Here is a 17,913-nt window from a genome sequence, read left to right as displayed (position 1 = left end):
ACACTAGGAGTGGAGGGATGACCATGAACGTACTATTGATTGAAGATGAACAAAAATTAGCGCAGGTGACGGCACGTTTCCTCCGTCACCATGCGTATGACGTAACGATTGCTGGTTCATTGGCGGAGGCGAAACAGTGCTTGACGACAGCGTTTGATGCCGTTTTGATCGACGTCCGCTTACCGGACGGTGACGGTTGGTCGCTCGTGCCAGGCATCAAATCACAAGTTCAGCCACCGGTTGTCTTCATGATGACGTCGCGTGGAGAGGCCGATGATCGCGTCTTCGGACTTGAACTCGGTGCTGATGACTATCTCGTCAAACCAGTCGTCTTGAAGGAGTTGACGATCCGGCTTGAACGGGCACTTAAAGTCCGTCCGGTCGCTCGCCATGCGTTTGGTGACTTGACAATCGATGAGAAGGGACGCCAAGTCAAAGCGGGGGAACAGGCGGTCAGTCTCGCAAAGATGGAGTTCGAACTGTTGCTTTATTTCATCGAACATCTCGGGGAGGCACTCAGTCGGGATCAGATTCTTGATGACGTCTGGGGCTATGCGTTCGGAGGTGATACCCGGACCGTCGACACGCACGTCAAACAATTGCGGGATAAGCTGCCTATCATTAAACGACAACTGAAGACGGTTCATCGGGTCGGCTATCGATTGGAGGCGATTGAATGAAACGACGTTCTTTGATGCGTAAGTTTTTATACGCTGTCGTCGGTCCGCTGCTCGTGATGGGGATCCTCAGTTTCGTCTTGACGGCGTTCCTCGTCAATCGATTCGCAGAAGGCGAACGGTACGATCAACTCGCGCGGGAAGCGAACATCATCAAACAAGCGATTGAAGCCGACACGCCGATTCCGCGTGACATCCAAGGATTTTTGACGACCGACGGGTTGACGCAACGGATTGGGGCGCGCGGACCGGCGGGACGATTGCCACTTTTAGATGGGCTGAAGAAAGAAGACGTCATCGAAGTACAAGACGAACGATTGCTGACGTATCAGTTGACGGTTGATGGAACGCGCATCACGACGGTCCGACAAGCACCACTTGCGAGTAGTGCCCTGAGTGGTGTTTATCTCGCGATTGGACTCGCGTTACTCGTGACCCTATTACTCGCATCCTTACTCGCTTACTATATGGGACGGCACCTGACGCGACCTATCGTCACGCTTCGGTCCGTTGCCCAAAAGATTGGTGCCGGTGAAACGGACGTCGTCTTGCCAGCACGACCGAAGGATGAAGTCGGAGAATTGATTGACGCAGTCGACGAGATGCAGACGCAACTCAAGCAGAAGGATCATCTACAGAAGACGTTCATTGCCGGCATCACCCATGACTTGCGGACACCGCTCGCGATCATTCGAAACGAGACCGAGGCACTCGCGGCAGGTGTCATTCCCGTTGCTGAATTGCCCGACGTGACGACGAGTATCATCGAGGAGACGGATCGACTCGGTCATCTGATCGATGAGACGTTGCTTTATTCGAAGCTTGCCGGTGGACGGATGCCGCTTGAAAAAACGGATGTGTCACTCGATGAACTCGTGCTTGCGACAGTTGAACGCCTGCGCGGGACGTTCACACAGGCAGGACTGACACTGGCGACGGAGCTACAACCGGTTAGGCAGTCACTTGATCCACGCATGTTCGAGCGCGTCTTGATCAACTTCTTGATGAACGCCCGTTTTGCTTCACCCGTCGGCGGGACGGTCACCGTTCTCTTAACGCATGACGAGTTGACGGTCGAGGATGAAGGAGCGGGAGTTCAGGCAGAAGACCGGGCGACGATCTGGGACGTCTACGTCAAACAAGAAGGCAGTGCCGGGCATGGACTCGGTCTTGCGATCAGTCGGATGATTCTCGATAGTCATCAGTTTGCGTATGGTGTTCGAGACCGGAATGGTGGGGGAGCGGTGTTCTACGTTCGGTTTTAAGCGGATTCTATCAAACATACAAAAAGAGAGGTCAGTTTTCGGAAACCATTCCGGAACTGACCTCTCTTGAATTAATGTAACGATTATTGACCGTCGTTCGCATGAACGAGACTTGGTTTGACGAGAGTATAGAACTCATCGCTCATCCCGACACGGCTGCCCATCTGGCAAGCGAGTTCGAGTGTTTCCTTATAGAAGTTCGCGACAAGATCGTGATTCTTGATGTGCTCATCTTGCATCGCCTTTTTGACCCCAAGGACGACCTTGTCGATTTGCTCATCGGCATCATTACGGACCGGCACGACGTTCTCTGGAAGATCGACTTCCTTATCGTGTCCGTTGAAGCGGAACGATGCCCCGAATCCGAGGTGCTCGAGGAAGAAGTGCGGTAACAGTTTACTCGCGAAGAACTGATGCCATTCCGTCTCTTTCATCGCTTCCATGTCACGCTTGAACGACGTCGTTGCGAGTGCATAACGATCGTGTGTATCCTTCATGAACTTCTCGAGGATCGGAACCTGCATTGCAAACGCATTCTTGAGCAAGTTATCGAGCTGTTCTTGCGTTAATTGTTCTTGTTCAGTCATCGCTTTAACCCCATTTCGTTTCGTTATCCCTATCGTAAGAAATTTAGACAATTCCGTCAAATCTTTTTCGAGAATAGAGTTTACCTATTTCACAAAAGGGAATCCATTACTATCGATCATTTTAAGGGGGAGTCAGCATGAAACGAATCGCAATGACAGGAGTCTTACTCGGAGCATGTCTGACTCCGGTGACGGGTTTTGCCGCAAGTAACGTGACATACAGTAAAGGGGTCGTCGCGAACAAGACGTTCGGCTATACCGTCAAAACGACGGACGCGTTGAAAAAAGTGATCCAGCAAGACAAAGTCGAGCTCGTCAAGAACAAGACGGTTAAATCGAAATACGGTGTCGTCACGCGAAGCGGCACGTTCGCGTTGTACTATAAAGTCAAAGGAGCGGATCAACTGCTCGTCAACTTGAACTACGAGCCGAAGAAGCTCTCGAAAAAACAGTTCGACCGTGAAATCGGATATGGTACATATCTCGGGACGAAAGGTAGCAAAACGTACTACTACGTCTTACCGACGGAAGCTGTCAAAGGCGCTGTCGGCAAAAAAGCGATCGAGAATTTGATCGTCAAGGACGTCCCGCAGATGATGAAGACATTCAAACTGCAATGAGCACTAGCTTTTGCTAGTGCTTCTTTTGTTCGTTCGGTATAGTTGAAAATGAGGTGAGTGAATTATGGAATGGAACGTCGCAGACGTCAAACAAACAACAGATGTATTACAACTCGAAAAATGTGTCAATGATCACGATGGCATTGAATTAAAAGTCGCAGCCGATTGGGTTGGCGAGAACGATTTCGCAATCTATGATGGCGAGCAATTGATTGGATATTTACAAGCATTCGCGTACTTACCGACGGAATGGGAATTGAATGTCTTTGTCGATCCGGATTACCGGAAACAAGGTGTCTTCACGGCACTTGTCGAAGCGGCGCACGCACGTGCTACGGAAGCAGGCGTCGAAGCATTTACGTTCGTCATTGACGACGCAAGTGAGTCAGGTCAAGCTGTCCTCGAAGGATTAGGTGCTGAGTACCGGATGACCGAGTACAACATGATCTTGAAAAAGGCGCAGTTGTTCTTAAAAGCCGATCCGGATTTCGAATTACGCGAAGCGACAGCAGACGATCGTCCGTTCATCGTCGAGACCCTCGGTAAATCGTTCGGGAACACGGACGAAGAAGCAGAGTCGATCTATCAAGCAATCGAATCCGATGACCGGATCACTTTCATCGGTGTCGCAAGCGGCAAACCGGTCGGTGTCATCCGTGCCTACCTCGCTTCCGACACACAAGCGAGCATTCATGCGTTTGCGGTTCGTCCGGAAGCGCAGGGCAATGGTTACGGCAAAAAGATGCTGAAGTTGATGGTTCAAGCGTTGTTCCGGACAGGTCGGACACAACTCGAACTCGACGTCGAGACGGACAACGACCGGGCACTCGATCTTTACAAAGAGGCAGGATTCGTCGTGCATCGTGGCTATCAGTTCCACGTGTTGGCGGTTTAATTGAATGAGCATCACGATTTTTCCACTCGCTTTCCTCAGGCGAGACACAAGCCGCGGCACTGTCGTCTTCGACGCAGAGCCGGGTCTTGTTTTTCTCTGACAGCGCGACTGCGCTTTTTCCTGTAGGAGTCGAGTGGACGTGTGATGCCTCATCGAAGAACGGTCTCCGGATCGTTCTTTTTTTGTGATGATTAATACAGAAACTAAACAAAAACGTTGGAACCTTTTCTGCAATCCGTCGTATACTAGACATATGGAAAAAAAGAGGAGGCGACGTCATGGAGAGTCGACAGGATTCATTGCGGACGTTGAAGTGGGTATCAGGTGGAATGGAAGCGGTACTTGGGATTCCGCTCTTAGGTGGTTCAATCGTCTTTTTCTCAGGTTATAATGCCCTGTGGTTGATGCTCGCGTTTCACATCGTCGTCGTCGTATTGACGGCACGTGCTGGAAATGTTTCAAAAGGGAATATCGTCGGGATCGTCGCATCAACGGTCGGTGTCATTCCGGTCGTCGGGATGTTCTTACACATGGCAGCAGCGATCACGATTTTGGTCGATACTGCACTCGGTAACCGCATCGTCACACAGACACATGTCAAGCACGTCGAACCGATTCGACCACGTCCGGTCCGTCGGGAACAAGAAAAACAAGAAGACCATCCGTTCTGACTTTTTTCGTTGACAGCGAAAAACAAGCCGTGTAAAGTAAACAACAAGTTAAGCCATATCAATTACATCGACGACGCGGAGTAAGTATCGTCAACACTGCCGACCAAGCGAGTCAGGAATGGTGAGAGCCTGACACGGTAAGCTGAACGAGAATGGACCGCTGAGAGCCTGTTGAACCTTCGAGTAGACAGGACGGTTGCCCCCGTTACCGGGCTAGCTGGTTGTTGGACCAGCGACAAGTGGAGACGATTTTCGTCTCAATCAGAGGTGGCACCGCGCGGATACAGGCGTCCTCTATGCATTAGCTGTTAGCTATGCGTAGAGGACGCCTTTTGTTGTACGTCAAATGCCGAATCATCCAACGCTCATCACATTTCTCAGGAGGCACTACACATGAAAAAGACATTGATCGCAGCGGCGAGTACGGCAGTTTTACTCGCAGGATGTGCAACGACAGAACCAGCAGAAGATAAACAAGCGGACAAGAAGGTCCTGCATACGATGGAAAGTTATGATCTCTTGTCGGTTGACCCGTCAGATGCCATCACGTCAAACATCTTCAATCAAATCTACGAAGGACTCTATCGTTTTGATGAGAAGAACGAACTTGTTCCGGCAGCAGCAAAATCGCATAGCGTATCAGAGGACGGAAAAGTCTACACGTTCAAGCTTGATCCGAATGCAAAGTGGTCAGACGGAAAGCCCGTCACAGCGGAGAACTTCCGTTATGCGTTCGAGCGTGTCGTCAAAACGAACTCACCGTTCGCTTACTTGCTTGAGCCGGTCGAAAAAACGACAGCGGTCGATGACGAGACACTCCGAATTGAATTAAAACGTCCGACACCGTACTTCCTCAGCATGACGACGTTCGGCACCTATATGCCGGTCCGGGAAGATATCGTCAAAGCTGAAGGCGATCAGTTCGGAACGGATCCAAAGACGAACGTCTACAACGGACCGTTCACGTTCAAGAAATATCAAGCCGAGCAAGGCTACACGCTCGCGAAGAATGCTGAGTACGCAGACCGGAAAAACGTCAAGATCGATGAAGTCGACGTCAAGATCATCAAGGATCCGATGCTTGCGATCAACTTGTTCGAGTCCGGTGAACTGGATGTCGCGCCACTCAACTCGGAGAACGTCGTGACGTACAAGGATCAAAAAGAGTACAACACGTTCAGCGATTCGCGGATGTTCTTTATCCGGATGAACGAAAAGACAGATGCCTTAAAAGATAAACAGACACGCCAAGCGATTGATGCGGCATATGATAAAAAAGCGATGACGGAAACGTTGCTCGGAAACGGATCACTCCCTGCTGACTACATCGTACCGCAAGAACTTGATCCGAAATACGATAGTGCGCGTCAAATCGAATCGTCGTACGATGTTACAGCGGCAAACAAAGTGCTGGCAAAGCAAAATCTTGAGTTGACGATGTTGATTGAAGACGACGATGTCTCAAAAAAAATCGGTGAGTACATCCAAGGCGCGTTGAAGAAGCAGAACGTCGACGTCAAATTGTTGTCACTTCCGAAGAAAGAACGCCTCGCCCGTGAAGGACGAGGGGACTACGATCTGTCACTCGCTAGCTGGGCACCAGATTATCAGGATGCAACGACATACCTGAACTTGTTCACGACGGGTAACCCGTTCAACATGATGGATTATTCGAACAAACAGTATGACCGTCTCTTGAAACAGGCTGAAAGTGAACTCGATCAAGACAAGCGTCTTGCCTTACTCAGTAAAGCGGAAAGCGTGTTGCTCGACGATCAAGCAATCTCGCCGGTCTACCAACGGAAGAATGCCTTCTTGCAAAACACGGAAGTGAAGAATCTTGCCCGACACAATGTCGGAACGGATATTTCGTATAAGTATGTTGAGATTGAGCGGAAATAAGATAAGAGAGAGTGATGGATGATTTGATCCATCACTCTTTTTGATGGACTTTTGTCATAACACTGGAAATGAAATCATTTTTGAAATTCGGGTCAACTGACTTAAAACGGTTCCAAAAGAAACCGATAGAGAGGACGGTGAAAGAAGATACAGGAAAGGAAGTTTCGGTTATGCGTAAATTACGAAGCAACTTGAAGGTACGGTTATTCTTTTGGGTCTTAGCCATCTCGGTCATCACGAGCGGCATCTCAGCCCAGCTTGTGCTTTATCTCCACCGGGGACTCGATGTCGCGGATACGAACGCGATTTGGATTGGAGCAGGGATTGGCTTACTGTTATCGTTGATTGGGACGTCGTTGATTCAGTTGATTTTGCGTCAACCAATCAAAGCGATTGAAAAGGCGACCGAAACGGCACGCGAAGTCGCAAACGGCAACTTCGATGTCGATTTCGAAGAAGCAAAACGCGGGGATGAAGTCGACCAATTGATGCATGAACTCGAAGTCATGGTTCTACATATTCGCAAACAAGCGACACAGATGGGCAGCTCAAGCGATAAACTGACAGCGTCCGCGCAAGAAATCGCAGCAGCAGTCCAAGAAGGCAATGCGTCGGGTGAAAGCATCCGTTCAGCGATGGCAGAGTTGTCCGCGAAGATGAACGAAAACGTCGATCAAGCCTACTTGTCGATGGACGCCCTCGGTGCGGTCAAACGGACGATGGATGAAGTCGCAAAAGAGATGAACGAAGCGTTGAAATCAGCGACTGTCATGCAGACGGAAGCCCAGAACGGGAAGACACTCGCAACAGATTCCGTCCAAGCGATGCATATGATTTCGAAGAAGATGGAACAGTCAGCGACACTCAATGGTCGTTTGACGGACATGACAGGTGAGATTTCGCGGATCACGGATGTCATTAGTGATATCTCAGCACAGACGAACTTACTCAGTTTGAATGCATCGATTGAAGCGGCACGCGCAGGCGAAGCAGGACGTGGCTTTGCCGTCGTCGCAGCAGAAGTCAAAAAACTCGCGGAACAGACAGCAACATCTGCAAAAGAAATTACTGATTTGATTTCTGGCGTCAAACGTCTTGTTAATGACACGGCGAACGCGATGACGGATGTTCAAAGTGAAGTAGCAACAGGAGTTGGACTCGTCGAACAAGCAGGATCGTCGTTCGAAGAGATTCATCATTCAACAGAGAACGTCTATTCACGCGTGAAATCAGTTGACCAACTCGTCGTCAAATCGGATCAAGAGATTGATCAGGTCGGTTTAACAACTGCGAATATCCTCGCAATGGTCGAGGAAGCATCGAAACACGCGGAACAAGTCTTGCAGGCATCAAGCCATCAAGCAGCATCACTCGGTGAAGTGAACGGCGCAATGGAAGAATTGGTTGCAGTAGCAGAACAATTACAAGCAGAGACGGGTGCGACGCGTCTGTAAGCTATGAGAAAATCGTACATCTAAACAGGATGTGCGATTTTTTTGCATTTTTTTGAAGAAAGTTGTTAAACATTTCGAGCAGACGACGATATATAAGGTGGAAGCAGTCATCGACTAATTCTACCGTGTCACCCTTGGGCCGGCCAGGGGGCACATCTCGGAGAAGACGGATCTTTGAAGAGACAAAAAACTTATCCTATGGAGGGAAATTACAATGATTATCAATCACAACATTACTGCTCTCAACACTCATCGTCAACTAGGAGCGGCAACAAATGCTCAATCAAAATCGATGGAAAAGCTCGCCTCTGGTTTACGTATTAACCGTGCAGGCGACGACGCTGCGGGTCTTGCAATTTCTGAAAAAATGCGTGGACAAATTCGTGGATTAGATATGGCTTCTAAAAACTCACAAGATGGTATCTCTATGATTCAAACTGCTGAAGGAGCTTTAAATGAAGTGCATGATATTTTACAACGTCAGCGCGAGCTTGCTGTACAGTCGTCTTCCGACACAAACGTTGCTGCGGATAGAACTGCATTGAAAGACGAGTTTGATCAATTAACTACAGAAGTAAAAAGAATTTCTTCTACTACACAGTTCAATACTCAAAATCTTTTGGATAAATCAGCTGGAACAGCTGGTGTTGTTAAACTACACATTGGCGCAAATAAAGACCAGGTATTTGATTTGAAATTAGATACGGCTGGCATTGATTTATCAGCAGTTAATACAGCTTTGGCAGCTGCAGATATTAGTGATCAAACAAAATCGGAAACTGCAATTGCTACATTAGATACTCAAATTGCATCAGTATCTTCAGGTCGTAGTTACTTGGGTGCGGCACAAAATCGTTTAGAGCATACAATTAAAAATCTACAAACTTCTTCTGAAAATTTATCAGCTGCAGAATCTCGTGTTCGTGACGTTGATATGGCTAAAGAGATGATGAACCAAACGAAAAACTCAATACTTGCTCAAGCTGCACAAGCTATGCTAGCTCAAGCAAACCAACAGCCACAAGGTGTTTTACAATTACTTCGTTAAACACAAAATGAATATATTAGATAAATACAAATAGGGAGGCGAACCTCCCTATTTGTATTTAAATAAATATATTCATTTTACAAAAAAAGGAGATTTTGATCATGGATAATACACTAGCTCCAGATTACTATAAAGAGTTCTCTTGTATAGGATCTTTATGTGAAGACACTTGTTGTGCAGGATGGAATGTACCAATTGATAAAAAAACGTTCAAAAAATACAAAAAACTTCCTAAAAAAAATAAAATTAATAGTGGTGTTGAAAAAAATTTATCTAGTAACACAGAAGCGGATTTCGGTTATGTCAAAATGAAAGGAAATAGTTGTACCTTTTTAACTGAAGATAAATTGTGTGGTGTACAACTTGATTTAGGTGAACAATATTTAAGTAACACTTGTTCAATGTACCCACGTCGATTTAATTCTATAAATAATACTGTTGAAAAATCAATGACTGTTTCTTGTCCTGAAGCTGCAAGAAAAATACTACTCAATCCAGAAGGGATAAAATTTGAAAAGATAAAAGGTGATAGAACTGATAATAAGTTAATTTCATCTAATATAAAAACAAACATAAAATCAATTTATAGTTGGCAAGACTTATTCGAAGAATATAGATATTCTACAGTATATATATTACAAAAAAGAGAATATACAATTGAAGAAAGATTGATTTTAGTTGGAATGCTAATGCAAGAGATTGAAGAAAATATAGATAATCAAAATATTCATAAAATACCAAGTTTTATTGGTGTATTTTTGAATATGGTTGATAGTTTAGAGATAAAAAATGATTTAAATAACATTGATAAAAGAGAAGACTTGCAATTGAAATTATTCAGAGAATTATTAGTGTTGAGATTATCTGCTGATATATCTTCCAAAAGATATCTTGAATGCTCTAGCGAAACGCAAAAGGGATTATTACTAGAAAATGGTGTATCTGAAGAAGTTGTTATAAAAAATTATAAAAATAAATTTAATGAGATATATAAACCTTTTATAAATAAAAACTCACACATATTAGAAAACTATTTAGTTAACTATGTTTTTAAAAATTGTTTTCCAATTGATGCTGAAAAACCATATGAAAGTTTTGTTAAATTGACCACACATTTTCTTTTGATAAAAAATCATTTGATAGGCATGGGGGCATTTCATAATAAAATTGATGAAGATATGACTATTAAATTAATTCAATCACTTTCAAAAACATTTGAACATAACACTTTTTATTTTATTGATGTACTAAAGAAAATGAGAGATTCAGACATGATTAAATTTCAATATGTAACGCTTTTAATAAAAAATTAACTATATCAATTGAGGTGGAGGAAAAATGTCTCTTGAGATTAATAAAAATTTATCGAGCGTTATCAGTTTAAATAATAATTTTTCTAATACAAACGTTAATAGTATAGAAAAAGAAAATGAGCCAAAGAACCAAGTGAAATTAAATTCATCAGGGGATAATGAATTAGAGGATTTTATAAAAGTAGCTAATATAAAGTTAGAAAAACAACATACAGATTTGAGATTTGTAAAGCACGAAAAATTAAATGAATACTATATTCAATTAGTTGATTTTGATAATAATGTAATTCAAGAAATTCCAAGTAAAAAAGAATTGGACTTCTTTGCCGAATTTATGGAATTTAATCAATTAATAAATAAAAAAATATAGATAAAGAGGTGGCTATAATGACCGCAATTCGTTTGAGTGGTCTAGCAAGTGGTATTGACACAGAGGCGATGATAAAAAAACTAATGCAAGCTGAGCGTTTACCCGTTGATCGACTTTCTCAAAAAAAGCAGATACTAACTTGGGAGCGAGATGCGTACCGTGAAATAAATCGTTCTTTACTTGAATTTCGAACAGCAGCAAGCGATATGCTGTTATCTAAGAACTATCAATCAAAGACAGTCATGAGCTCGAATCCGACTGCATTGACGGTAACGGCAAGTCCGGGAGCGCCGGCCGGTAGTGTAACGATTGATAAGATTGAGCAACTTGCGAGTGCTGCATCGGTAACACTCGTTGCAGCAAGCGGAAAAAAGAGTGCTGCGACACTCGAAGAAAGTGGATTGTTCACGAAGGACGCGGACGGGAAAATTAATGTGCAGATCAATACCTTCGATGCGACAGGTAAAGCGGTGACGGAGACGTTGAAGCTTGACGCAACACAAAAGATTTCTGACTTAACAGCAGCAATCAATGGTAAAACAAGTCTCGGGATGAACGCCGTCTTCAATGATTTGACGGGGAAACTTGTCTTAACGAAAACGAGTACCGGTAATTTAAATCCCGCAGGTGTCGATATCTCCATCGTCGATGCTTCGAATAATACCGCAAAGATCAATTCGCAGGATGGAACGTTCGGTCGTGAAGGACAGAACGCGAAATACACGATTGGTGGACAACAACTCGAACAAACGACGAATACGTTCACTCAGAACGGTCTGACAATCACCTTAAATAACGTCACGACGACAACGACGACTATTAATACGACGCTTGATACACAAAAAAACTTTGACTCAATCAAGAATTTCGTCGATAAATATAACGACGTCATCGATAAGATGAACAAAAAGATTCGTGAAGAGAAATATCGCGAATATCAACCGTTGACGGATGCGCAACGTAAAGAATTGAGTGAAGACGAAGTAAAAAAATGGGAAGAAAAAGCGATGAGTGGGATTCTGAAGAACGATAGCTACTTGCAGGATGGACTTAATCAGTTCCGTAGTGTGATTTCGTCGAAAATTGATACGGGTTACTCATATACGTCAGGTACGGATACGATCCAACTCCAGTACATGTCGCAAATTGGCATCACTTCAACGAGTGAATTTCGTGACGGCGGGAAGTTGAAAATCGATGAAGCGAAACTGAAGAAGATGCTTGAAGAACAGCCGGAAGGCATCTATAAATTGTTTACAGCTGACGCCCCGGAACCGACGAAAGATGCCCAAGGAAATACGATTCCGAATTCCAATGGACTAGATGGGTTTGTCCGACAAATTCAAGGCTTCGCAACGACGCTTCGCGATAAGATTTCTGGAGTCGCCGGGCGTGACGGAGCGATTGCGACGACCTATCGACTTGGAAAATCACTCGCTGATCTCGATAAGAGTATGCTGTCATGGGAAGACAAGCTAAAACGAAAAGAAGACAGTTACTATCGGCGATTCGCGGCAATGGAACAGGCGATGAATCAAGCAAACAGTCAGTCGGCGACGCTTGCTGGTTATCTTGGACAAGGACAATAAAAAGGAGGAAACGCGATGAACCCTTATGCGACGTATCAGACGAACTCGGTAACGACGGCGTTACCTCAAGATTTAACGTTGATGTTATACGAAGGATTGATCAAATTCTCGATGCTTGCAAAACGAGCAATTGAGCAGAAGATGATCGAACAAAAAAATACGAATATCCAAAAAGCGCAAGCGATCATTACGGAATTGCAATTAACGCTCAATCAATCGATTGCCCTATCAAAAGACTTGAACAGTCTTTATGACTATATGCAAACACGCTTGATTGATGCCAACGTCAAAAATGATTTGGTTGCAATCGACGAAGTCATCGGTTTTGCCGAAGAATTCCGCGAGACGTGGAAAGAAGCGATGAAACTCGCACGGCAACGATGAGTCCGCTTGATCCGCTTCGCCTGAAGACGAAACGATTGATCGAACTACTTGATCAAACGCCGAATGAAGAGACGTATGACGAATGGATCGAGAAGATTCAAGGTCTGCTGAACGAACGAGAAGCATTCATTGCGGCACACTCGAATCTGCTAGCCGGTGCCAACCAAGCCGTCATCCAGGAACTCGTCGCTGATAGTCGAAAAATCGACTTGAAATTATCAGCAGAAACGGCTAAATTAGGGGTACAAATCAGTCAGTTGCGTCAGACGCAAACGAGTCGTAAATCGTACGTCGATCCGTATGAGGAAGTCGATCATAGTTTTTCACCATATTTTGATTCTCGTCAGTAACTTTCTTGTGTGAGGGAGGGATCTTTCGTGACCAAGCGGGAAGACAAAAAACGTTCCGTACCGCAGCCGTATTTCCAATCGGACGGCTCGTACGATCAGTTTATTGAACCAGACGTCGAATCGGAATCGTGGGAAGAGTTCGAACGTCCCGTCTCCGATGCACCAGATGCCTATGAAGAAGAAAAATATCGTCGTGAGTCGTAAACTCATGAAAAGTGCCCTGTCCATTTCCGTGGATAGGGCATTTTGCCGTTCATTTAAAACGATACGCATTTTTCTCTTCTTGTTTGACGGTGTACATCGCTTCGTCAGCACAAATCAATAACAGACTCGTCGTCCGACCATCCTCGGGGTAACGGGCGATGCCAATTGATGGCGTGACGTGTATCGCGATCGCGCCAAAGAAAAACGGATTGTTCAGGCGAAGGAGGAGGTTCTCGGCGTAGATGATCGTCCCCGCGCGATGACTAGCGAGGAAGACGATGAACTCGTCGCCCCCGAGTCGTGCCGCTAAATCGTCATGCGTTAAATCTAGTTGTAAGCGCCGTGCTGTCTCCTGCAGGACATAGTCCCCAGCATCATGTCCATAGCAATCATTGATTTGTTTAAAGCCGTCGAGATCGATGAACAAAAGTGATCCTTCGGTTAAGGTTGCTAGCTGCGATCCAAGGTGATCCTCGAAGTAACGGCGATTCGGAAGTGCCGTTAATGCATCGTGATAGCCGAGTTCCTGAAGCCACTTTTCTTGCGATAAGGCTTCGGTCAAATCTGATAGGATGACGTAAAGATCAGACTCACCAGGAATCGGAATCAACGTTACTTCAAACGTTCGTCCGTCGACGGGACGCATCAATAGTTGTTTTTCACCAGTTTCGAGCTTCAGGAATGCCACAATCAATTGATCGACTAACGCATCAGGAACATACCCGTGCGGGAAGTAGAGTTCTGCTGCCGGATTCATCGCTTTCTCATGCCCGTTGCCGTCGAAGCGAACGATTGGTTGTGGGTGGGCGAGGAACAGGCGGCGATACTCTTCCTTCCGGAGTTCGAGTTGCGCCGTATGGCGGTCTATCCGGTGTGTCAAATCGACTTCGAACGTCTCGAGTTCCGTCAGCAGTTGGCGATTGAGACGTTCGGAGAAAAATTGCCGGAACATAAACAACGAGAACAAGATGATCAGCGTCGGGAAGTAGACATCCTGCGCCATCGGGAGGAACGTGATGCCCGTCAACAGAACGAGCAGACTGATATACGGTAAATATGGTCTTCCGAGTCGATCGCGTGCCGGCTGTTTCGGTGGAACATCTTTGAAATAGACAGCTAGTTCATGCAAACTGACCGCATAAAGCGGGAAGAAGCAAGCAGCGAACGTCAACTCATCACGAATAAAGAACGTGTAATAGCCGAAGTTCGCCAAGATGAATACCATCATCGCCCGAATCAGTCGTCTGTGTGCCAATCCACGAAGTCCTGTCGCATACAAAATCAAAAAGAAGAACAACTGCGCAATGAAACTGATCGCATAGCCAAGCATGACGACAAACTCGATATCGGAGCGAGCGAATGTTGGTAAATGTCGCAGGATGACCGTATAACCGAAAACAAAAACCATCCCGAACAAGAGCACGCCATCAATATAAAGTAACCGTGCATGTCGAATCGAAGACCAGTCGATCAATCGGGCAAAGGCGATGGCGGTCAGAATCAGAAAGGCGGTCAAGGTTAAGTTGGCAGCAGAGTCGACTTCCGGCGGATGCGGAAAGAAGGTCAAGGTAAAATTGATCCAGAGACCACTTGCGAACAAGAGAATCGCGATGCCGACCGAACGCTCTAGGTGCTTAGGGAAGAACCAACGCCTGGCTTTAACAGCGACGAATGTCACAGCAAGAAGTGTCGCAAGAACGGCGACAAGCGGAACGAATGGCGTAGCGCTGACGAGCACCATCAGTCTATAACTAATGAGTAAATAGAGAATTGGTAACATCGGTCGCATCGCGGACCTCCTTTCCTGAAACAGTGTGTTGGCTCCTTTCGACGAGTGGTGAAAAAATCCTTGTCCCGTCTGATGACGAACAAGGATCAGTCCTGCTCTTGAACCCATTCCCAATGAGATCGTGCTTCTTTTTTGATTTTGTCTGTAGCTTCTTGACTGTGGAATAAACGACCATACCATAGACGAGCTTGCTCTTTATCTTGTGTCACAGCGTATAAATCAGCGATCCGTAGTAGCAGTACCTCTTCCGGAATACCACTTTTTTGAGTTGACGTGTAGTTCTCATAAAGTGATACATATTTTTCAATCGCTCGACTCGCCCAAAGTTTCTCTTCCTCTGATTGCCCGATTAAACGGTGCAACCAGGATAAACGAACGCCAAGCATCGCTTGGATCGCTGCTTTTTGCTCTGTCAACTGAGCAGTGTAGAGACAAAGCTTGTAGAGCTGGATTGCCTGTTCGATTGTCCGTTCTGTACTAGCGAATGGTAAGACAGGAAGCGTCGACAGGATGTGCTCTTGTAACATCACCCGAACATCCGGCGACAACTTTCCGAATGATTCGTGGAAGAAGAACCGACAATGGATACACTGGACCGGTTCATAAAGGTACACGTTGGAACCTTTATAGCGAATGAAACCATCAAAGTCGGTCGAAGCGACACGGGCATGCCTCGATAAGACTCGTTTTGTTTCCGTTATCTTCAAGCAGTAGGGGCAGGTACATTTTTTAAAATATAGATCTGGCATATGGAGGAACTCCTCTAATTTGGATTACACGAAGACGTTGACGAGCATCCCTTTAATCTCGCCGATTTGGTCGAGGATATCGAGCCGACGCGACTCGCCAGAGATGACCGTATCCGTCAACTGAAGGAGTTTTGCGTCGACTTGCTCGACGACTTTATAAATCTTCGTCCGACCACGACGATTAAAGCCGCGCTTCTCTTCGAGTTGTTGTGATTGGTCGAGGGCATCTTTTAAGAAGTCCTTGATCTTTTCTTTGTAGCTTTCGAGATGTTCGATCGTCTGGCTCTCAGCTAGCAATTGACCGTGTTCTTCGACGAGCGCGAGCTTCTGTTGCAGGCGCTCGTAACCTTTGTGGTCCCGTTTCTCCTGCATCAAGGCAGAGAACGTCGTCGATGCCTCGACTTCACGGGGACCGCCTTTTAAGGACTGGAGTCGTTGCGTTTCTTGGATGCGGCGGATATCCATCGGGTTTGCCTCCTTAGTTGAGTAATTGTAAGACGCCTTGCGGTAGGGCGTTTGCTTGAGCAATCATCGCCATCCCGGATTGGTTAAGGATATTGTACTTCGCATATTCCATCATCTCACGCGCCATATCGGTGTCGCGAATTCGTGATTCCGACGCCGTCAAGTTTTCGACGCTGACACTGAGGACGGACGACGTTGCTTCGAATCGGTTCTGGATCGCCCCGAGTTGTGCCCGTTGTAAAGACACCTTATCAATTGCTTTTGTATATTGACTAATTGCCTTATTTGCGTCAGCGCTTGTCATGACACTTAGTGCATATTCAGTGACGTTGGGGTTAAGAGGTGGGACGTCAACGTTTGGTTTTGTTTTAGTACTTATCCCGAGTGCTGATGATCTCATATCCGCAATTGTAATCGAGATCCCTTCGTTTGCCCCCGCGTTTGTCTGGATGAATATTGCATTATTAGTATTCTTGAATTTCCCACTTAATAATTCTTTTCCATTGAATTGCGTCGTTTTTGAGATACGTGAAACTTCATTTGTAAGAGCCGTTATCTCACTTTGGATAGCTAATCGGTCTTCTTTTGCAAGTGTTTCGTTCCCAGCTTGAACGGCCAGTTCCCGCATCCGTTGCAATAGGTTATGTGTTTCACTCAAACCACCTTCAGCCGTTTGAATCATCGAGACACCATCGAGGACGTTCTGTTCCGCTTTATCGAGTGCCTTCAAGCGATTGCGCATCTTCTCCGAGATCGCGAGACCAGCTGCATCATCCGCACCCCGGTTAATCTTCTGACCGCTCGATAGTTTATCCATCGTCGTCTTGACGTTCGTCTGGTTGATGCTGAGATTGCGATAAGCCTTTAAGGCTTGAACGTTGTTCGTGATTCTCATTCGTATTCCATCCCTTCGTATCGTTGATGATGTGCGGCGCGCACGAGTGGTCGATCGACGGTCTGTGCCGCTTGCCAAGTGACGCGTAAGTCTTCTGCCAGTTCGAGTAGTTCGTCTAAGACACGCGGCGTCTTATAAACCTGTAACGTTTGCTCAGCAAGATAGTGGTAGAGGGCATCGAGCTGTGCGGTGATGATACCACCGTCGTCATGTAACCCCGCCTGCAATTTGTCGAGTAACTGATAGGCTTTTTGTAAGCGTTCGTTGACTTCGTCAAAGCGGTTCGCGTCACGCGCGAGGATGGCGCGATCGTATTGAAGGGCGAGTCCCGTCAACATCACTTCCGTCAGCTGTTGCGGGGTCATCGCGTAGAGTTCTTGTTCTGTCATGTCTGCCGTCCTTTCGCATTGTCGAGTTCTTCGATCAGTAAGAGCAGTTCTGCCATCACGTCGTAAAGTTGCGGTGGGATCGCTGTCCCAAGGTCGAGATCAAGCAAGTGACCGAGCAGGGACGTATCGTGTTCGATCGCGACCCCGTTCGCCCGTGCTTCTTGCAGGATTCGATCGGCGGCTTGACCGCTAGCTCGAGCGACGACGACCGGTGCTTGACCGGATGCTTCATCGTAGCGGAGGACAGCAGCCGTCTTGCGTCCGGTTAAGTCGATTTTCTGATACATATCGGTCTCT

The 17,913-nt window shown here is 46.1% G+C and carries 21 protein-coding genes and 1 other annotated feature; of the genes, 14 read left to right on the top strand and 7 right to left on the bottom strand.

Annotated elements, in window-relative coordinates:
* The first annotated feature begins 23 nt into the window (after positions 1-23).
* Both ASG02_RS10030 and ASG02_RS10025 read left to right on the top strand, forming a co-directional pair.
* Positions 24-680 (top strand): response regulator transcription factor, encoded by a 657-nt coding sequence (locus ASG02_RS10030; RefSeq protein ID WP_056063048.1) that lies wholly within the window; start codon positions 24-26, stop codon positions 678-680.
* Complete coding sequence (locus ASG02_RS10025; protein ID WP_056063046.1) at positions 677-1,942, top strand: HAMP domain-containing sensor histidine kinase; 1,266 nt, start codon at positions 677-679, stop codon at positions 1,940-1,942. The genes ASG02_RS10030 and ASG02_RS10025 overlap by 4 nt, the downstream gene beginning before the upstream one ends.
* Positions 1,943-2,025: 83 nt before the next feature.
* On the opposite strand, the gene ASG02_RS10020 is transcribed toward ASG02_RS10025, so the two are convergent.
* The gene (locus ASG02_RS10020) at positions 2,026-2,529 is read right to left on the bottom strand and encodes a hypothetical protein (protein WP_050678728.1); all 504 of its coding nucleotides are present in this window, start codon (positions 2,527-2,529) and stop codon (positions 2,026-2,028) included.
* Positions 2,530-2,666: 137 nt separating this feature from the next.
* On the opposite strand from ASG02_RS10020, the gene ASG02_RS10015 reads away from it, so the two are divergent.
* The 12 genes from ASG02_RS10015 (at position 2,667) to ASG02_RS15710 (ending at position 13,329) form a co-directional block, all read left to right on the top strand.
* Entirely contained in the window at positions 2,667-3,149 is a 483-nt protein-coding gene (locus tag ASG02_RS10015) for a hypothetical protein (protein ID WP_056063044.1), read from the top strand.
* 64 nt (positions 3,150-3,213) lie between these two features.
* Positions 3,214-4,044, top strand: coding sequence for a GNAT family N-acetyltransferase (locus ASG02_RS10010; protein ID WP_056063042.1), 831 nt, complete (start codon positions 3,214-3,216; stop codon positions 4,042-4,044).
* A 278-nt stretch (positions 4,045-4,322) separates the two neighbouring features.
* Positions 4,323-4,715 (top strand): hypothetical protein, encoded by a 393-nt coding sequence (locus tag ASG02_RS10005; RefSeq protein ID WP_056063039.1) that lies wholly within the window; start codon positions 4,323-4,325, stop codon positions 4,713-4,715.
* Between the two features lie 61 nt (positions 4,716-4,776).
* Positions 4,777-5,013: a binding site (T-box leader), on the top strand.
* Positions 5,014-5,108: 95 nt separating this feature from the next.
* Positions 5,109-6,617 (top strand): peptide ABC transporter substrate-binding protein, encoded by a 1,509-nt coding sequence (locus ASG02_RS10000; protein WP_056063036.1) that lies wholly within the window; start codon positions 5,109-5,111, stop codon positions 6,615-6,617.
* A gap of 170 nt (positions 6,618-6,787) precedes the next feature.
* Positions 6,788-8,071: a methyl-accepting chemotaxis protein gene (locus ASG02_RS09995; protein WP_056063034.1), complete on the top strand. Its 1,284-nt coding sequence runs from the start codon at positions 6,788-6,790 to the stop codon at positions 8,069-8,071.
* 214 nt (positions 8,072-8,285) lie between these two features.
* The gene (locus tag ASG02_RS09990) at positions 8,286-9,119 is read left to right on the top strand and encodes a flagellin (RefSeq protein WP_056063031.1); all 834 of its coding nucleotides are present in this window, start codon (positions 8,286-8,288) and stop codon (positions 9,117-9,119) included.
* Positions 9,120-9,220: 101 nt separating this feature from the next.
* On the top strand, positions 9,221-10,432 hold the full coding sequence (gene fliB, locus ASG02_RS09985; protein WP_056063028.1) for a flagellin lysine-N-methylase: 1,212 nt from the start codon (positions 9,221-9,223) through the stop codon (positions 10,430-10,432).
* A gap of 25 nt (positions 10,433-10,457) precedes the next feature.
* Positions 10,458-10,802, top strand: coding sequence for a flagellar protein FlaG (locus tag ASG02_RS15435; protein ID WP_082478690.1), 345 nt, complete (start codon positions 10,458-10,460; stop codon positions 10,800-10,802).
* A 17-nt stretch (positions 10,803-10,819) separates the two neighbouring features.
* The gene (gene fliD, locus ASG02_RS09975) at positions 10,820-12,391 is read left to right on the top strand and encodes a flagellar filament capping protein FliD (RefSeq protein WP_056063025.1); all 1,572 of its coding nucleotides are present in this window, start codon (positions 10,820-10,822) and stop codon (positions 12,389-12,391) included.
* A 15-nt stretch (positions 12,392-12,406) separates the two neighbouring features.
* Positions 12,407-12,775: a flagellar export chaperone FliS gene (gene fliS, locus ASG02_RS09970; RefSeq protein WP_056063022.1), complete on the top strand. Its 369-nt coding sequence runs from the start codon at positions 12,407-12,409 to the stop codon at positions 12,773-12,775.
* Entirely contained in the window at positions 12,739-13,125 is a 387-nt protein-coding gene (locus ASG02_RS09965; protein ID WP_231496899.1) for a hypothetical protein, read from the top strand. The genes fliS (ASG02_RS09970) and ASG02_RS09965 overlap by 37 nt, the downstream gene beginning before the upstream one ends.
* 27 nt (positions 13,126-13,152) lie before the next feature.
* Positions 13,153-13,329, top strand: coding sequence for a hypothetical protein (locus ASG02_RS15710; RefSeq protein ID WP_167507588.1), 177 nt, complete (start codon positions 13,153-13,155; stop codon positions 13,327-13,329).
* A gap of 49 nt (positions 13,330-13,378) precedes the next feature.
* On the opposite strand, the gene ASG02_RS09960 is transcribed toward ASG02_RS15710, so the two are convergent.
* The 6 genes from ASG02_RS09960 to ASG02_RS09935 form a co-directional block, all read right to left on the bottom strand.
* A complete protein-coding gene (locus ASG02_RS09960; RefSeq protein WP_056063020.1) occupies positions 13,379-15,118 on the bottom strand; it encodes a GGDEF domain-containing protein in 1,740 nt (579 codons plus the stop codon).
* A gap of 86 nt (positions 15,119-15,204) precedes the next feature.
* Positions 15,205-15,867, bottom strand: coding sequence for a DUF2225 domain-containing protein (locus ASG02_RS09955; RefSeq protein WP_056063017.1), 663 nt, complete (start codon positions 15,865-15,867; stop codon positions 15,205-15,207).
* Between the two features lie 24 nt (positions 15,868-15,891).
* Positions 15,892-16,332: a YaaR family protein gene (locus ASG02_RS09950; RefSeq protein WP_029342506.1), complete on the bottom strand. Its 441-nt coding sequence runs from the start codon at positions 16,330-16,332 to the stop codon at positions 15,892-15,894.
* Between the two features lie 13 nt (positions 16,333-16,345).
* On the bottom strand, positions 16,346-17,227 hold the full coding sequence (locus tag ASG02_RS09945) for a flagellin (protein ID WP_056063015.1): 882 nt from the start codon (positions 17,225-17,227) through the stop codon (positions 16,346-16,348).
* Positions 17,224-17,616 carry a flagellar export chaperone FliS gene (gene fliS, locus ASG02_RS09940; protein ID WP_056063011.1) on the bottom strand — a complete coding sequence of 131 codons (393 nt, stop codon included), beginning with the start codon at positions 17,614-17,616 and terminating at the stop codon, positions 17,224-17,226. Before fliS (ASG02_RS09940) ends, ASG02_RS09945 begins: the two co-directional genes overlap by 4 nt.
* A complete protein-coding gene (locus tag ASG02_RS09935) occupies positions 17,613-17,903 on the bottom strand; it encodes an EscU/YscU/HrcU family type III secretion system export apparatus switch protein (RefSeq protein WP_029342503.1) in 291 nt (96 codons plus the stop codon). The genes fliS (ASG02_RS09940) and ASG02_RS09935 overlap by 4 nt, the downstream gene beginning before the upstream one ends.
* Between the last annotated feature and the right edge of the window lie 10 nt (positions 17,904-17,913).

This window comes from Exiguobacterium sp. Leaf196 (genome assembly GCF_001423965.1).
In the GTDB taxonomy this organism is placed as follows: Bacteria; Bacillota; Bacilli; order Exiguobacteriales; family Exiguobacteriaceae; genus Exiguobacterium_A.
Note: the sequence above shows the minus strand (reverse complement) of the source record. Positions and strands in the feature narration are given on the sequence as shown.

What these genes read in the sequence shown, in the direction of transcription:
- ASG02_RS10030 (WP_056063048.1), top strand. Translation starts at nt 24, where the DNA reads ATGAACGTACTATTGATTGAAGATGAACAAAAATTAGCGCAGGTGACG.
- ASG02_RS10025 (WP_056063046.1), top strand. Translation starts at nt 677, where the DNA reads ATGAAACGACGTTCTTTGATGCGTAAGTTTTTATACGCTGTCGTCGGT.
- ASG02_RS10020 (WP_050678728.1), bottom strand. Translation starts at nt 2,529, where the DNA reads ATGACTGAACAAGAACAATTAACGCAAGAACAGCTCGATAACTTGCTC.
- ASG02_RS10015 (WP_056063044.1), top strand. Translation starts at nt 2,667, where the DNA reads ATGAAACGAATCGCAATGACAGGAGTCTTACTCGGAGCATGTCTGACT.
- ASG02_RS10010 (WP_056063042.1), top strand. Translation starts at nt 3,214, where the DNA reads ATGGAATGGAACGTCGCAGACGTCAAACAAACAACAGATGTATTACAA.
- ASG02_RS10005 (WP_056063039.1), top strand. Translation starts at nt 4,323, where the DNA reads ATGGAGAGTCGACAGGATTCATTGCGGACGTTGAAGTGGGTATCAGGT.
- ASG02_RS10000 (WP_056063036.1), top strand. Translation starts at nt 5,109, where the DNA reads ATGAAAAAGACATTGATCGCAGCGGCGAGTACGGCAGTTTTACTCGCA.
- ASG02_RS09995 (WP_056063034.1), top strand. Translation starts at nt 6,788, where the DNA reads ATGCGTAAATTACGAAGCAACTTGAAGGTACGGTTATTCTTTTGGGTC.
- ASG02_RS09990 (WP_056063031.1), top strand. Translation starts at nt 8,286, where the DNA reads ATGATTATCAATCACAACATTACTGCTCTCAACACTCATCGTCAACTA.
- fliB (WP_056063028.1), top strand. Translation starts at nt 9,221, where the DNA reads ATGGATAATACACTAGCTCCAGATTACTATAAAGAGTTCTCTTGTATA.
- ASG02_RS15435 (WP_082478690.1), top strand. Translation starts at nt 10,458, where the DNA reads ATGTCTCTTGAGATTAATAAAAATTTATCGAGCGTTATCAGTTTAAAT.
- fliD (WP_056063025.1), top strand. Translation starts at nt 10,820, where the DNA reads ATGACCGCAATTCGTTTGAGTGGTCTAGCAAGTGGTATTGACACAGAG.
- fliS (WP_056063022.1), top strand. Translation starts at nt 12,407, where the DNA reads ATGAACCCTTATGCGACGTATCAGACGAACTCGGTAACGACGGCGTTA.
- ASG02_RS09960 (WP_056063020.1), bottom strand. Translation starts at nt 15,118, where the DNA reads ATGCGACCGATGTTACCAATTCTCTATTTACTCATTAGTTATAGACTG.
- ASG02_RS09955 (WP_056063017.1), bottom strand. Translation starts at nt 15,867, where the DNA reads ATGCCAGATCTATATTTTAAAAAATGTACCTGCCCCTACTGCTTGAAG.
- ASG02_RS09950 (WP_029342506.1), bottom strand. Translation starts at nt 16,332, where the DNA reads ATGGATATCCGCCGCATCCAAGAAACGCAACGACTCCAGTCCTTAAAA.
- ASG02_RS09945 (WP_056063015.1), bottom strand. Translation starts at nt 17,227, where the DNA reads ATGAGAATCACGAACAACGTTCAAGCCTTAAAGGCTTATCGCAATCTC.
- fliS (WP_056063011.1), bottom strand. Translation starts at nt 17,616, where the DNA reads ATGACAGAACAAGAACTCTACGCGATGACCCCGCAACAGCTGACGGAA.
- ASG02_RS09935 (WP_029342503.1), bottom strand. Translation starts at nt 17,903, where the DNA reads ATGTATCAGAAAATCGACTTAACCGGACGCAAGACGGCTGCTGTCCTC.